Genomic DNA, 15,154 nt, shown 5'->3' with positions numbered 1-15,154 from the left:
GCGACGCTTATTCGCGGCGGGGATGACACCCACCTCGTCATGGTCGGGTCTGTCCCGGCCATCCCGATCCTGTAAGGCTCGTCGTTTCATGCAATCGGGGTCACCGGCACAAGCCCGGGGATGACGGAGAGGAGTCGTTCGCGAACCTGTGCGATCAGGCACGGGACCGGCCAACCGCCCTCAAGAAACGCTCGCGCCTGCGACCAAGAATCCCTACAAAGGTGCAACTATCCCTCATCCTCCCTGATCCCCATGGCATCCACCGCATCCCACGTCAGCTTCCTCCCACCCATCCTGACCTTCTGCGGGGCAGCGGTCGTGGCCGTCCCGGTGTTCCGGCTCATCGGCCTGAGCGCAGTGCTCGGCTATCTGGCGGCTGGCGTCGCCATCGGCCCATCCGGCCTGAGCCTGGTGGAGGATCCGCAGACGATCGCGACCGTGGCCGAGCTTGGCGTGGTGCTTCTGCTCTTCATCATCGGGCTCGAGCTCAAGCTGTCCCATCTTTGGGAAATGAAGCGGGACATCTTCGGACTCGGCTTCGCCCAGCTGACCATCACGGCAATCCTCCTCGGCTCTGCCGCCATGGCCATCGGCTTCTCGCCGCAGGCCTCCTTCGTCACCGGGGTTGCCGTGGCGCTCTCGGCCACTGCCATCGCTATTCAGATGCTGGGGGAGCGAAACGATCTGCCGACACCCTATGGCCAGCGCTCCTTCGCAATCCTGCTGTTTCAGGATTTGTCCGTCGTTCCGATTTTGGCCATTCTGCCACTGCTCGCCTCGCGGGTCGGGGACCAGGGATCCCTCACGGACAGTCTTCTGGCGGTCGGCGTGGCACTCCTCGGGATCGCCGCCGTCGTGCTGATCGGCCGCTACGGGCTCAATCCCTTCTTCCGGATTCTCGCCCGCAGCGGTGCCCGCGAGGTGATGACCGCATCGGCGCTGCTTGTGGTCCTCGGCGCAGCCCTGCTCATGCAGGAGGTCGGCCTGTCCATGGCCATGGGCGCCTTCCTGGCAGGGCTTCTACTGGCGGAGTCTAACTTCCGTCACCAGCTGGAGGCCGATATCGAGCCGTTCCGTGGCATGCTGCTGGGCCTCTTCTTCATGAGCGTGGGCATGTCGATCGATCTTGCCCTCGTTCGGGAGCAGTGGGTGATGCTCGCCCTTGCGGCGCCTGTTGTCCTCGTGGGCAAGACCGTCATCATCGCTGTTCTGTTGCGGCTTTTCGGCGCAAGCTGGCGTGATGGCCTGCGGTCCGGAACTATTCTATGCACCGCTGGCGAATTCGCCTTCGTGCTGATCCCAGTCGCGGCAGGACTCGGCATCATGTCACCAGCCGAGGCACAGCCGCTCACGGCTTTGGCCGCCATCACCATGCTGCTGGGACCGCTCCTGTCGACGCTTCTCGAGAAGCTTCTCAGTAATCATAGCAGCGCTGAGGACGAGCCGGACCTGCATGGGCTTCACAGTCCCGAGGGTGAACTCGAAAGCCGCGTCCTCGTGATTGGCTTCGGCCGGTTCGGGCAGATCGTGAACCAGGTCCTGTTGGCCCAGGGCATTCAGGCAACGGTGATCGACCGGGATGTGGAACGCATCCGCGACGCGGGACGCTTCGGCCTTCAGGTCTACTACGGCGATGGAACCCGCCTCGACGTGCTTCGTGCAGCGGGCGCTGAGAAGGCCGAGATGATCTGCGTCTGCATCGACGATCAGGAAGCGATGATGAAGATCATCGAGATCATTCACGAGAATTTCCAGAACGCCCGCAGCTTCGTGCGCGCCTTCGACCGCATTCATGCGATCGAGCTCATGAACCGGGATGTCGATTATCAGATCCGCGAAGTCTTCGAATCTGCGATCGTGTTTGGCCGTGCCGCGCTCGAAGAGCTTGGAACGGATCCCGACACGGCTGCCGCTGCCGCCAACGATGTGCGCAAGCGCGACATTGCCCGCCTCGTTCTGCAAAAAGAGGTTGGCACGATGGGTGGGGCGGAACTCGTGATGGGCTCCAAGATTACCCCCGAGCCGCTCACGGCTCCCGCCGGCAAGGCGAGAGCCCTCAGCCCTGAGACGCGCGACATCCTCGGCGAAGGGGTCATTTGATGGACGCAAGTCCCTCTGCGGAAGAATTGGGCCGGAAGGCCGACACGCCGCGCTTTGTCGCCGGCTCCACCATGCGCCACGTGCTCGTCATGACGGGAACGGGGGCGGCTGGCCTCGTGGCCATCTTCATCGTCGATCTGGTGTCGCTCCTCTACATCTCGTGGCTCAACGACCCGAGCATGACCGCAGGCGTCGGCCTCGCCACCGTGGTGATGTTCTTCACGATCTCGATCAATGTGGGCCTGATGATCCCCATTGGAGCGCTCGTCTCGCGTACTCTCGGCGCGCGCCGGCCCGACGATGCGCGTCGCCTGGCGACGTCGTGCAGCATTCTCATGACGCTGATTGCTGCCGCGGTCAGCGTAGCCGTGCTGCTCATGCTCCCCGTCATCCTCAAGGCGTTGGGAGGGCATGACCGGACCTACGACGTTGCCCTGAGCTTTCTCTGGATCGCTCTGCCGACCAACGCCGTGATGGCGCTCAGCATGGGATTTTCCACGGTGTTGCGCGCGGTGGGCGACGCCAAGCGGAGCATGTATGCCACGCTCTCCGTCGCTGTCGTGACGGTGTTTCTCGACCCGATCCTGATCTTTGGCCTCGACATGCAGTCGGACGGTGCGGCGATAACGATCAGCATCGCACGGTTCGTCACGGCCTATGTCAGTTTCCGGTATGTGACACGCGTCCACAATCTGCTGGCCCTCCCCACATGGAAGGGATTGCGGCACGATGCGCGCCCCTTCCTGGCCATCGCGATTCCGGCCATCCTGACCAACATCGCCGCTCCTGCGGCGAATGCCTTCTTCACAGGCGTCGTCGCCCGGTTCGGAGACGAGATCATCGCGGCCTCCGCCATCATCGATCGGGTCACGCCTGTGGCCTTTGCCGGCCTGTTCGCGCTCGCCGGTGCCATCGGTCCCGTACTGGGACAGAACTGGGGTGCGCAGCGCTATGACCGCATGAAGCAGATCCTGAAGGATGCCCTCACCATCACGGTGATCTATGTGGGGTGCGTCTGGCTGATCCTGTTCCTCGTGCAGGTGCCGCTGACCCGGGCCTTCAATGCCCCCGAGCAGACGGCCGAGCTCGTGCAGTTCTTCTGCCAGCTCAGCGGCTTCATCTGGCTGTTCATTGGCCTCGTCCTCGTGTCGAACGCCTCGTTCAACAATCTCGGCTATCCCCTACTATCCACCTTCTTCAACTGGGGCCGTGCCACCCTCGGCATGATCCCATTCGCCTATTTCGGAGCCCAGATGGCGGGCCCGAAGGGCGCCCTCGTGGGGATCGGACTCGGCTCGGTTGCGTTCGGTATTGCGGCTATCATCACGGCGTTCTGGACAATCCGGCGTCTGGAGAGGCAAGCTGTTCCGACCGCCTGATCGTCAGGTTCGGGCGGTTTTTGTGAGGAGGCTGCGATGTTCAACTGGTTCGATCTGATGCGACAGGCCCAGACCAGTGCAGCCCTGGATGCACTCGCACGGCAGTTCCATCTCTCCGGCGACCAGCCGCAGCGGACCATGGCTGCCTTCATGCCGGCCTTCGCCATGGGCCTTCAGCACGCCATGGCATCAAGCGATCCGACCCGCGTGCTTCAATCCATGATGGGAGGGGCCTATCAGAATTTCTGGCAGCCGGCCGGCAACCCCTTCACGCCCCAGGCGCAGCAGGAAGGCCGTCAGCTGCTCGACCAGGTTTTCGGCTCGGACGAGGTCAGCCGGCGGGTGGCGCATCAGGCGGCGAGCTATGCCGGCATCAACGCCGACACCATGCAGCAATTGCTGCCGGTGCTCGCCGGCATCCTGGCGGGCGGAACGTCCCAGTGGATGATGGCTCATACGCAGGCGTTTCAGAGTTTCGCCAACACAAAGGATAGCCCGCAGGCTCCGACGGGACCCGTCAATCCGTGGGCCGATCTCTGGACGAACTGGATGAAGGCCGCATCGCCCGAGAAGAAGCCGGCCAATCCTTTCGAGGAGATGTTCGCAGGCTTCTTCCAGATGCCTCCGCCGGCAGAGCCGCCGAAGCCCGAGCCAGAGCCGCAATCATCATCCCTCGACGGGATGATGGAGAAAGGACGCGAGATGCAGATGCAGTACCTCGCGTCCCTCCAGTCGATTTTCTCCGACGCCAACAAGAGTGGCGACGACAAGACTTAGGCGCAGCTTTTAACCTGCCTCACGATCGGCACCACCGGACGAACGGGCCGGCTCGACCGATCAGATCGTTCGCCCCGCGAGTGCCGCTCGGCGCTTCGAACCAGCACCCAGGACGGGTTCCGCAGCAGCGGCTCCGAGAGAGCGCACGACACGTCGCTGCGGGTGAGCCCGATATCCTTGAGCATCCGGTCGTCGAACTCGGCGAGATGCCTGATCTCGCCGCGATGCCGGAGGGCTCTGGAGAGATCCGTGAGCGAACGGACGAAGTTCACCAGAACGGACATACCTGAGACTGTCTTGGTGGATGTTGCAGACTGGTTCATCGGACCTCTCCTTGAGCTCACTCTCGATCATCTCGCTTGGAACGTTCCAAGCGTTCCAAGGCCGTTCCAGGACACGTTGCAGGAGCGTTCCAGGGAATGCCCTGGAACGCCCCACAGGAAGAAAATCTATATAAGCCGTTGATTTTACTGACTTATTTCTCGACTCTCCTGGAACACTATACTTGGAACGTTTCATCACTTGAAACGATTGTTTGAGATATGTATCATCAAGCTAATTGATGATGAGGTTTGCGCCATGCACCTGCTCGACATTGACCAGCTGAGGACGTTCGTTGCCATTGCCGATACGGGCTCGTTCACCCGCGCGGCGGAGATCGTGCACAAGACGCAGAGCGCGGTGTCCATGCAGATGAAGCGCCTGGAGGACCGGGTCGGCAAGGCGATCTTCGAGCGCGACGGGCGCCTGTCGAAGCTCACCGACGAGGGCGAGCGCCTGCTGGACTACGCCCGCCGGATCGTGCGGCTCAACACCGAATGCATGGCGTCCTTCAACGACAACGAGCTCACCGGCCGCGTGCGCCTCGGCCTTCCCGACGACTACGCCGACCGCTACCTGCCGGAGATCCTGGCCCGCTTCTCGCGCTCCAACCCGAAGGCGGAGGTGACGGTGATGTGCGAGCCCACGCACAACCTGATCGAGCGGGTGCAGCACGGCGACATCGATCTGGCGATCATCACCCATGTGGACCGGCGCGGCCCGTCCGAGATCGTGCGCATCGAGCAGCTTCTGTGGGTCACGTCATCCCGTCACGGGGTGCACGAGGAGACGCCGATCCCGCTGGCGCTCGGGCGCCCCAATTGCGACTGGCGCCATTCGGCGACAGAAGCGCTGGAGGCCGCCGACCGGCCCTTCCGCATCGCCTATGTGAGCTGGCACTCCACCGCCGTGGGTGCTGCGGTGCTCGCGGGCCTTGCGGTCTCCGTGCTGCCGGAAAGCGCCGTGCGCCCCGGCATGCGCATCTTAGGCCCCTCCGACGGCTTCCCGGCCCTGCCGTCGTGCAAGATCGGCCTCATCCGCGCCCGCGGCGAGGAGAACCCGCTGGCGGACGCGCTCGGCTTCCACATCAAGCAGTCGCTCGACAACCTCGGCTCCACCCGCACGATGGCACCGCTGGCCGCCGAATAACGCTCATTTTGCAGCAGGCCTGCGCAGCACGAGCACGTTGCCGACAAGCGCCAGCACGACGCCGATGACGGCAAGCGGCGTCCACACATAGCCCTCGATCAATGTCGAGACGGTGAGCGCCACGATGGGAAACAGCACCGTGGCGTAGCCCGCCCGCGCGGCCCCGAGGCGGCGCAGCAGGGTCAGGTACGACATGAAGGCCAGCACCGACGCGCCGATGGAGAGATACAACAACGAGCCCACGTACTTCACATTCGGCTCGATGACGAATGCGTTGCCGCGCAAGAGGTTCAGCGCCAGCAGCACCGCGCAGCCATAGGTCATGCCCCAGGCGGTAGCCGACAAGAGCGGCGCGCCCCGGCGCTGCACCATGGTCGAGATCATGTTGCCCGAGCAGAAGAACAGGGTGCCCATCACGCACAAAGCCAGCCCCTGCAAAGCCGCCGCGTTCAAGCCCGCGCCCGTGATCTCCGGCCAGAACAGGAACACGATTCCCAGCACCCCGATCACGCCGCCCGCCGCCACCCTGGCCTCCGGCCGCTGCCGGAAGATCACGAAGCCGAGCACCAGGTTGAACACGGAGGCGAGCGAGAACACCACCGAGAGCAGGCCGGACGGGATGCTCAAACCGCCGTAATAGAACGAGATGAAGTTGAACGAGAACAGGCAGCAGCCCACCGCGGCGAAACGCAGATGGTCGGCCAAAGCAAAGCGCACCTTGTGGCCGGTAGCCAGCACCCAGGCCCACATGAGAACCGCCGCCAGCAGGAAACGCCACAGCACCGACATCTCCGGCGCCACGACGCCGAGCTGCGCCCGGATGCCGATCCAGCTCACGCCCCACAAGAACACGGTGGCGGCATAGAGCCCGAGGGTCGACCCGTCGATCCGGTTCAGGTTCTGCGCGGGAAGGGCTGCGGTGGCGTGACTCATGGCATCGTCGTCCTCTTGGGACGACCGGAATACGCCCGGCGAACCATTAGGACAAATGATGATATCTGATCGTTTCCCCTTGGAACGGTGATGGAACACGTCGATTCCGGGCTCCCGCCCTGGAACGCCCTTGGAACAAACCCTGGAACAGCCTGGAACAGCGTTCCAAGCCGTTTCATCCCCAGGGCGCCTTCATGAACCTTGACAATTGCCCCATGAACGGCATAATGTTCTTCTTTTGTTCTCGTTCGAAGAAGTCATTGTGATGTCGTCTTTACCCTCTATCCCTCTCCCGGCCCTGCCCTCCGGTCAGAACCCCGCCTCCGCCTCGTCGGATGCTGCCGCAAGGAAGCCGGGGCTGCGCGATAAGCTGAACCCCGAACAGGTGGCCCGGATGCGGGAGATGGTGGAGGGCACCGACTGGCCCTACCGGCGCATTGCCGGAGAGCTCGGCCTGTCCATCGCCACCGTGTCTCGTTATGTGGCGGTAGACGGCTGGCAGCGGCCGCCGGCCCATGGGCCTTCTCAGGCGCCCTCCCCGGCCGCGACGGCCCAGTCCCGGCAGCGGCTCACCCAGAAGCTCTGGCGCCTCGCCGAGCGCCACGCGGAGGAGCTGGAGAACCAGCCCATCGACCGCGCCCAGCGCGCCCTCCAGCCGCTGGCCCGCCTCACCCGGACGCTCGGCGAGATGGACAAGCACGCCCACCCGCCCTTAGCCCCAGGGCAATACGAGATCGACAACCAGCCCCGCCGCAGCCTCCACGAGCTGCGCGACGAGCTCGTGGCCCATCTGGAGCGTATCGAGCGCGAGGAGCGGGACTATGATGAGCGCTATCGATGGACGTTTGAGAATGGGGCGGGGATTTAGTGGGGTTGAGAGGAAAGATCGGAGAGGACATAGGGAGCCGCTGGCATGCGTGACGGCTCAGGTAGCAGAGGTGCCGAACGTGGAGCATGACTGGAGCAGGACAGAGGCACCCCAAACCATAAGGCCGGGGTACCTTTGCTGGTGGTGAGGCGCTAGATCACGAAGAAGTCGGCTGCCGTGATGCTGGCCTTGTTGGTCAGCGTTGCAAACAGCGTCTGGTTGTCCCGCGCTCCGCCATCCGCATCGAAGAACAGGTTGCCTGTGCTCTGATCGTAGACGATTCGGTCGTCGGCCCCCGCGGCAGCGCTTGTGAGCGCGAACGCGTTGGTGCTCAAAGCTCCGTCCGTCAGCCCGACAAAGACGGCGTTGTCCAGCCGCAACGTGTCGTCACTGGCGCGGAAATCCCGGATCCTATCGACGTTGGCTGCCGGGTCGAAAGGGGCATTGAAGATGAAGACGTCATCGCCCACTCCTCCGGTGAGCACGTCATTGCCGCCGCCGCCAATGAACGTGTCGTCGCCGCGACCGCCATCGAGGCTGTCGTTGCCGGCACCACCCACCAGGAAGTCATCGTCTCGCCCGCCCGTCACCCGGTCATTGCCCATGCCGGCGTTGAAGTAGTAGGCATCACCCGACTGAACGGCCTTGAGATTGTCAGCACCTCTGGTGCCGAGACTGACCACGTCGAACTGATCGCCGCGGGCTGCGCCCGAGACGAGATCGCGGACGTCGAAGGTCAGTCCGGACCTCGCCGCAACGAACGTCACGCCTTCGTCGTCGAAGCGGCTGATGTCTCCGACAAGTTCGCCGGAGCCGTTCTCGGACTGGAGCCGGACCGCGAGACCGCCATCCTGGTTGAGCAGCGTGCCGGCATCGGTCGCCGTCCCGTTGCCCACCTCGGCGCTCGTGAAGGTCAGGCGGACCTGCCTGGCCGACGAGGCGGTGACGCTCACGATATCGGAGCCGGTGCCGAGATTGACGGAATCCGCACCGCCGGTCGACACATTGAAGAAGGCGCGGTCGTTGCCCGAGCCGCCGACAATGTGGTCATGGCCCGATCCGCCGGACAGCTCGTCATTGCCGGATCCGCCGACAAGATAATCCTTGCCGGAATTGCCGTACAGCTTGTCATTGCCGGAGCCTCCATCGAGGGCGTCATCGCCGGAGCCGCCGTACAGCGTGTCCCGATCGGAGCCGCCGCTCAGGTAGTCGTCACCACCCCGGCCGGAGAGGGAATCACGACCACCGCCGCCCTGGAGGTTGTCGTCGCCGCCCGTTCCGCGCAGGGTGTTGTTGCCGCCGTTTCCGACGACAGCCTTGCGCAGCTGAAGGTCGATTGAGTTCTGGAACGACGCGAGAGCACCTTCAAAGGAGAGCTGCCGGATTTCGCCGGAGGCGATGGGAAGCACGAGCTTGTAGCCGGCCGTGCCATCCACCTCGCCGCCCGTGCCCTGGCCATGCCCGGCAAGGACGGTCTTGCCGTGCAGAACGATCTCTCGCCTGTTGAGCGAAACGTCGTCCAGCAGCTGGGCCAGATCCCCGTTGCGCGGGTCGGACAGATTGTAGGTTTGCGAGAACAGGAACGACGTTCCCGTGGGATTGGGGAACCCTGAAGCCTCGGGTCCTGGAGGTGAGGTGAGGTTGAGAAGAACAGGACCATAGGTGTCCAGCCCTTCGGCCAACTCAACAAACCCGTCGCGGTCATCGTCCTGAGCCAGCGTCGGGACGGTTGCGTTGCTTCCATCGACGAAGCCGTGGATGTGCTGCGGGTGGATCTGGCCCGCCTCGACTCCGCGCGCGGCCGTGATGACGGTCAGCCGGTTGCCTTTGAGCAGGAGCAGAGCCCCGCCTTCAGCCTCCGAATTGTTAAGCTCGTTCAAGTCCGCGAAGAACACGCGGTCTGCACCGGCAAAGGCTTGGAGAGCGGCGTTGAGATTGGCGCTGTTCAGGTCTGCCGAGCTGTGCGATCCGCTGGTTCCTCCCAGAGCCGAACTGCTATGTCCCAAATGGTTCTGCTCAGTCATCGAAGACTCCCATAGTGTTGTGATTAAGTTAGCTTCAGGGATTTACGTGGCAGTAGCTTTCAAAAGCCGCACGCAAGACAAATAAGAAGCCAGCATTCACCCTGAGCAGACACTACACGGCAGCACCATCATTGGATGCAGAGTAAAAAGAATATTTCGAAAAACATTCGCTAAGCTTAGCAAATAGCTCCTTGGCAGGGGCGGTCGGCCACGAAATCTATTCCTATACACTGGGGGTTGACGTAGGACACACTTAGCTGGCGGGCGCATCCTGTAAGAAAGCAGTTACCCGGAGACACTTCTTCAACTCGCCCAGAAGGTGACGAACGTTCATGGCCTCGGAGCGATACCATCGAGCAGGAAGTCGGGAGCGCTCGATGATTGGATAGCGTTGGCTGGGATCGGTCAGACGCCGCTGCGCGGCGGCCCCACCGCCGAACCCGATAGTCACGCGGCGCCCTCGTGCAAAGAGGACCTTTGACCCACTATGGTTATCCGAACCGTTCCGCCCCAAGTCCGCGCCTTGGAGCCCGGATTTGCCAATCGGGCCGTGTGACGGCAATCTCCGGCCTAACCAAGACGTTCAGCGGGTGGTTGCCGGGAATTGTCGCGCCGGGCACCAAGACAAGGGAAACGGCCGATCATAATCATGAACCGTGGAAATGCCGGTGCCGGCGGGACGGTGCGCGTTCCGGTGATAGGTCATGTTGTGTGTGCGGGCTTCCCCTCCCCGGCTCAGGACTATGTCGAGGGCAACGTGGAGCTTCCGCGCTGGACGGCACCCAACCCGACCTTCCGCTGGTCGATGCGGCAACGAGGTTCAAGCGGATCGACCCATGCGAAGGGTCTCGTCTTGAGCCACGCCATTCACCTGATCACGTCAGCGCTCGTCAAAGCCCCTGCTGGTCACGGTGGGGTGCGTATCCGCGCCCTGTCCGGCCGTAATCCGGCACGTCAGGTTCCCGGTTTCTCCTCTCGCCGTGGATCAGCCAGGCGAGTGCGTATCCGGCCGCTGCCGCCATGAACAGCGCGAGCAAGGGGTTTCCTGTCACCTGCTGCGTCACGGCTTGCTGACCCTGGCGAATGTAGCGCTCCGCCTCCGGATATCGGTCGCGGGCCTGTCGGGCGTAGTGCTCGCCGCGATCGTACACGTCGCGGGCGACGCCTGACGCTTGATCCGAGACCTCGTGCAGGGCGTCACGCACCTGATTCAGAACATGCTCGGTCGAGGCCTGCGGCGGATCGCTCGGACGGTCACCCGCCGCCGGGCGGCGGGGTTCCCGCTCGGGCTCGGGACCTTTGGTGATGGTCACGGAGACCGGATCGCTCGTGGGAAAGGTCTCCTCGATGGCGTGGTCGAGCCTTGCATCGAGGTTCTCCTGCGAGTTCTCGGCGAGATCGTTGTCCGAAGGTTGCTTTGCAGACCTGTTCCCCTCCCTTTCAGGTGCGGATTGGCTGCCGACATGAGGGGGGTTCACCATGTGAGTTCTCCAGGACGCTCCGGGCGGGTCCATCGCTAAGCGTCCTCCTTGTAACGCCATGGCTGCAAAGGCTGTTCCGGCCCTGCTCCATCCGTTGAAACGGAGGCAGGCCCATCTATTTAGGTGCTCTGAATAGCAACGCTGACACCCGCCAGCATAAGCAAGCGGGACCTACTCAAGTCACCGACCTGTCCTGACTTCCACGGAGCGCCCATGTCTGCCGTCCTCAAGCGAAACAATGTCAAGGTTCTGGGGCGCGGCCAGCAGGCCATGATCTTTGCTCATGGCTATGGCTGCGATCAGAACATGTGGCGCTTCATCACGCCGGCCTTCGAGGACCGGTACAAGATCGTCCTCTTCGACCATGTGGGGCATGGGCAATCCGATGCCGCTGCGTTCGACCAGGCGAGGTACGCCTCGCTCGATGGCTATGCGGACGACATCCTGGCGATCTGCAGCGAACTGGACTTGAAGGATGTCATCTTCGTCGGCCACTCCGTCAGCGCCATGATCGGTGCGCTCGCCGCCATCAAAGAGCCTGAGCGTTTCGAGAGCCTCATCCTGATCGGCCCCTCGCCGCGCTACATCAACTACGGTGATTATGTGGGCGGGTTCAAGCAGGAGGATATCGAGGGCCTGCTCGACTTCCTCGACAGCAACCATCTCGGCTGGTCGAGCACCATGGCTCCGGTGATCATGGGCAACCCGGATCGCCCGGAGCTTGGTGAGGAACTGACCAACAGCTTCTGCCGCACCGACCCGGAAATCGCCAAGCACTTTGCCCGCGTGACGTTTCTCTCGGACAACCGGGCCGATCTGCCCGGCGTGAAGACCAGGGCGCTCATTCTCCAGTGCTCGCAGGATGCCATTGCTCCCGAAGCGGTCGGGCGCTACATGCACCAGAACCTTCCGGGCAGCAAGTTCGTTCAACTCAGGGCCACGGGGCACTGCCCTAACCTGAGTGCCCCTGAGGAGACCATCGCGGCCATGGAAGCCTTTCTCAGCGATCCGACAACGGCAAAGGCCGTCGCATAGTGAAGATGGACCAGGGGTCGCTGATCGAATCTGCCGAAGAACTCTACGAGAGCGCCCCCTGCGGCTACCTGTCGACCTTGCCGGATGGCACAATAATCAGGGCCAACCAAACGTTCCTCAACTGGATCGGCGTGGATCGGCAGGTCCTCGTCGGCCACAGGTGCTTCCAGGATTTGCTGAGCGTCGGCGCCAAGATCTTCTACGACACGCACCTGACGCCCCTCCTGCGGATGCAGGGCTTCGTGAACGAGGTCGCGTTCGATCTGACCTGCGCCGATGGGCGGCTCCTGCCGGTTCTGGCCAACATGGTTCAGAAGCGGGATGCGAATGGCCGCCCGATGGTCCATCGCATCACCCTCTTCAACGCTACCGACCGGCGCAAATACGAGCGCGAGTTGCTTCTCGCCCGCCAGAAGGCCGAGCAGGCGACCGAGGAGCTCAAGCGCCTGAATGAGACCCTGGAGGAGCGCGTCACCCAGGAGGTGGCCGAGCGCCTGAAGGCCGAGGAGGCTCTCCGGCAGGCCCAGAAAATGGAGGCCATTGGTCAGCTCACCGGCGGCATCGCTCACGACTTCAACAACCTGCTCACCATCATCGTCGGCAACATCGAACTCCTCCAGCGCCGCCTGCCCGAGGGAGCCGACCGCCTCCAGCGGGCCGCCACTCACGCCATGGAGGCGACACGACGCGCCGCAACCCTGACCCAGCGGCTCCTGGCCTTCTCCAGACGTCAGCCGCTCGATCCCAAGCCCATCGACGTCAACAAGCTCGTGGCCGGAATGTCCGACCTCCTGAGGCGGACGCTCGGTGAAGTGGTTGTGCTGGAGACGGTGCTCGGCGGCGGCCTCTGGCGCTCCCAGGCAGACCCGAACCAACTGGAGAATGCGATCCTCAACCTGGCGGTGAACGCCCGCGATGCCATGCCGGATGGCGGCAAGCTCACCATAGAGACGGCCAATGCCCGTCTGGACGAGGCTTATGTGGCGGCTCTGGCCGAGCCCGTTCCGCCCGGGCAGTATGTGCTCTTGGCCGTCTCCGACACCGGCACCGGGATGGACAAGGCCACGATGGAGAAGGTGTTCGAGCCGTTCTTCACAACCAAGGGAGTCGGCAAGGGCACCGGGCTGGGCCTGAGCCAGGTGTATGGCTTCGTCCGCCAGTCCAACGGCCATGTGAGGATCTACAGCGAGCCGGGCGAAGGCACGACGATCAAGATCTACCTGCCCCGCCTGATCGGCTCCGATGAGGAGCCTGCCGAAATGCCGGCCAAGAGCCCCGCGATGGTGAGGGGCACGGGCGAGACCATCCTGGTTGTGGAAGACGAGCCCGACCTGCGAACCTACACCACCGAGGCGCTGCGGGATCTCGGATACCGCGTCCTCGAGTCCGGCGACGGTCTAGGGGCTCTGGAGATCGTCGAGCAGCATCCGGAGATCGAGCTGCTGTTTACCGATGTGGTTCTTGCCGGAGGGATGAACGGGCGGGCGCTCTCGGATGAGGTGTCCCGGCGCAGGCCAGGGCTGCCGGTTTTGTTCACCACGGGCTATACCTCGAACGCCATCGTCCATCACGGTCGCCTCGACCCTGGCATGCATCTGATAGGGAAGCCCTTCACCTATGCAGAGCTAGCCTCCAAGGTGAGGCGCATGCTCGATGATCAGCTCTAATCAACGCTGACTACGGGCGGGAGAACACGGGCTGCTTCCGATCGAAGATCAGTTGGGAACGGGCCGAATTCTCGGCTTCAAAGGGATAAGGAACGCGCCATGGCAAAGAACACGATCTGCCTCTGGTACGACAAGGACGCCGAGGCTGCCGCCCGCTTCTATGCCGAGACCTTTCCCGACACCGCGGTGCATGCGGTGCACCGTGCACCCGGCGACTACCCATCCGGCAAGGAGGGCGACGTGCTGACGGTCGAGTTCACCGTTGCGGGCGTTGCCTGTCTCGGCCTCAACGGCGGTCCCGCCTTCAAGCACACCGAAGCCTTCTCGTTCCAGATCACCACCGAGGATCAGGAGGAGACCGACCGCTACTGGAACGCCATCGTGGGCAATGGCGGCCAGGAGAGCGCGTGCGGCTGGTGCAAGGACCGATGGGGCGTGTCCTGGCAGATCACGCCGCGCGTGCTGATGGAGGCGCTGGCCGTCGGCGGCGGCGAGGCCAAGCGCGCGTTCGACGCGATGATGGGCATGACGAAGATCGACGTCGCGGCCATCGAGGCAGCACGGCGCGGCTGATGCGCCATCGCGCCTGGAGGGCCCGGACTTGCCAATCGGGCCGTGTGACGGCAATCTCCAACTCAACAAGACGTTAGCGGGTGGTTGCCGGAGCATTGGCTCGTCGGGCAGCCAAGACAAGGGAAGCGGCCGATCATGATCAGGACGGTTAAGAATGCCGATGCCGGCGGGACGGACGAGGCTGCTTTGCTTAGGAACCGGGCGGGGCTTCTCAGCCGCCGGTCGTTTCTGGCGGGCTCGGCCGCCGGGGTCGGTGCGCTGGGTCTGGCCGGCTGCGCGACATCCGACGGCATGAGCCTCGCCGAGGCATCAAGGCTCTACGGGCCGGTGCCCGATGAGAAGTTCCCGATCCCGGCGATCGATGTCAGCAAGGTCGATCCGAAATATTTCCGCCGGACCGTTCGCTACAACACCAAGGAGGCGCCGGGCACGATCATCGTCGATCCGGGCAATTACTACGTCTACCGCATCGAGGACGACGGCAACGCTACCCGCTATGGGGCCAATGTGGGCCGCGACGGGTTCCGGTGGAACGGGGACGCCTATGTCGGGCGCAAGAGCGAATGGGCGACCTGGACCCCGCCTGCGGCGATGATCAAGCGTCAGCCCGAGGCGGCCAAATGGGCCCGCGGCATGCCGGGCGGCCTCGACAACCCGCTCGGCGCCCGCACGCTTCATCTCTATCAGAACGGCGCCTACACGCTCTACACGATCTACGCCAGCCTCGACGCGGAATCGATCGGCAACGGCATCACCAGCGGCTGCGTCGGCCTGCTCACCCAGGACATGATGCACCTGTTCGACCGAACCCCGGTCAAGACCAAGGTGGTCGTGCTGCCGGCTTGAA

General features: G+C 63.5%; 13 protein-coding genes. 9 read left to right on the top strand and 4 right to left on the bottom strand.

All coding sequences use genetic code 11. The annotated features are described in order from the left end of the window. Positions 1-252 precede the first annotated feature (252 nt). The 3 genes from VB618_RS00245 to VB618_RS00235 are packed head-to-tail and all read left to right on the top strand — an operon-like array spanning position 253 to position 4,256. On the top strand, positions 253-2,100 hold the full coding sequence (locus VB618_RS00245) for a monovalent cation:proton antiporter-2 (CPA2) family protein (RefSeq protein ID WP_329794481.1): 1,848 nt from the start codon (positions 253-255) through the stop codon (positions 2,098-2,100). Continuing rightward, entirely contained in the window at positions 2,100-3,479 is a 1,380-nt protein-coding gene (locus VB618_RS00240) for an MATE family efflux transporter (protein WP_329794480.1), read from the top strand. The genes VB618_RS00245 and VB618_RS00240 overlap by 1 nt, the downstream gene beginning before the upstream one ends. Positions 3,480-3,515: 36 nt before the next feature. Further along, a complete protein-coding gene (locus VB618_RS00235) occupies positions 3,516-4,256 on the top strand; it encodes a DUF937 domain-containing protein (protein ID WP_329794479.1) in 741 nt (246 codons plus the stop codon). Here VB618_RS00235 and VB618_RS00230 read toward each other — a convergent pair. Beyond that, positions 4,253-4,579 (bottom strand): DUF1127 domain-containing protein, encoded by a 327-nt coding sequence (locus tag VB618_RS00230; protein ID WP_329794478.1) that lies wholly within the window; start codon positions 4,577-4,579, stop codon positions 4,253-4,255. The two genes, VB618_RS00235 and VB618_RS00230, sit on opposite strands and share 4 nt — an antisense overlap. A gap of 256 nt (positions 4,580-4,835) precedes the next feature. On the opposite strand from VB618_RS00230, the gene VB618_RS00225 reads away from it, so the two are divergent. Further along, positions 4,836-5,726, top strand: coding sequence for a LysR substrate-binding domain-containing protein (locus VB618_RS00225; RefSeq protein WP_329794477.1), 891 nt, complete (start codon positions 4,836-4,838; stop codon positions 5,724-5,726). Between the two features lie 3 nt (positions 5,727-5,729). Here VB618_RS00225 and VB618_RS00220 read toward each other — a convergent pair whose 3' ends face one another. Further along, the gene (locus VB618_RS00220) at positions 5,730-6,659 is read right to left on the bottom strand and encodes a DMT family transporter (protein ID WP_329794476.1); all 930 of its coding nucleotides are present in this window, start codon (positions 6,657-6,659) and stop codon (positions 5,730-5,732) included. Between the two features lie 265 nt (positions 6,660-6,924). On the opposite strand from VB618_RS00220, the gene VB618_RS00215 reads away from it, so the two are divergent. After that, positions 6,925-7,527, top strand: a complete 603-nt coding sequence (locus VB618_RS00215; protein ID WP_329794475.1) for a hypothetical protein — start codon at positions 6,925-6,927, stop codon at positions 7,525-7,527. 152 nt (positions 7,528-7,679) lie between these two features. Here the strand turns inward: VB618_RS00215 and VB618_RS00210 are convergent, their stop codons facing one another. Beyond that, entirely contained in the window at positions 7,680-9,551 is a 1,872-nt protein-coding gene (locus VB618_RS00210; protein ID WP_329794474.1) for a calcium-binding protein, read from the bottom strand. An 890-nt stretch (positions 9,552-10,441) separates the two neighbouring features. After that, positions 10,442-11,032 carry a hypothetical protein gene (locus tag VB618_RS00205; protein WP_329795127.1) on the bottom strand — a complete coding sequence of 197 codons (591 nt, stop codon included), beginning with the start codon at positions 11,030-11,032 and terminating at the stop codon, positions 10,442-10,444. Positions 11,033-11,245: 213 nt separating this feature from the next. Between VB618_RS00205 and VB618_RS00200 the strand changes: the two genes are divergently transcribed. The 4 genes from VB618_RS00200 to VB618_RS00185 all read left to right on the top strand — a co-directional run bounded on the left by VB618_RS00200 (position 11,246) and on the right by VB618_RS00185 (position 15,153). After that, a complete protein-coding gene (locus VB618_RS00200; RefSeq protein ID WP_329794473.1) occupies positions 11,246-12,067 on the top strand; it encodes an alpha/beta fold hydrolase in 822 nt (273 codons plus the stop codon). A gap of 5 nt (positions 12,068-12,072) precedes the next feature. Continuing rightward, on the top strand, positions 12,073-13,734 hold the full coding sequence (locus VB618_RS00195; protein WP_329794472.1) for an ATP-binding protein: 1,662 nt from the start codon (positions 12,073-12,075) through the stop codon (positions 13,732-13,734). Positions 13,735-13,833: 99 nt separating this feature from the next. Beyond that, positions 13,834-14,307 (top strand): VOC family protein, encoded by a 474-nt coding sequence (locus VB618_RS00190; RefSeq protein ID WP_329794470.1) that lies wholly within the window; start codon positions 13,834-13,836, stop codon positions 14,305-14,307. 135 nt (positions 14,308-14,442) lie between these two features. Continuing rightward, positions 14,443-15,153: a L,D-transpeptidase family protein gene (locus VB618_RS00185; RefSeq protein WP_329794469.1), complete on the top strand. Its 711-nt coding sequence runs from the start codon at positions 14,443-14,445 to the stop codon at positions 15,151-15,153. Position 15,154: the final 1 nt, after the last annotated feature.

It is taken from the genome of Microvirga sp. CF3062 (assembly GCF_036314045.1).
GTDB lineage: Bacteria > Pseudomonadota > Alphaproteobacteria > Rhizobiales > Beijerinckiaceae > Microvirga.
Note: the sequence above shows the minus strand (reverse complement) of the source record. Positions and strands in the feature narration are given on the sequence as shown.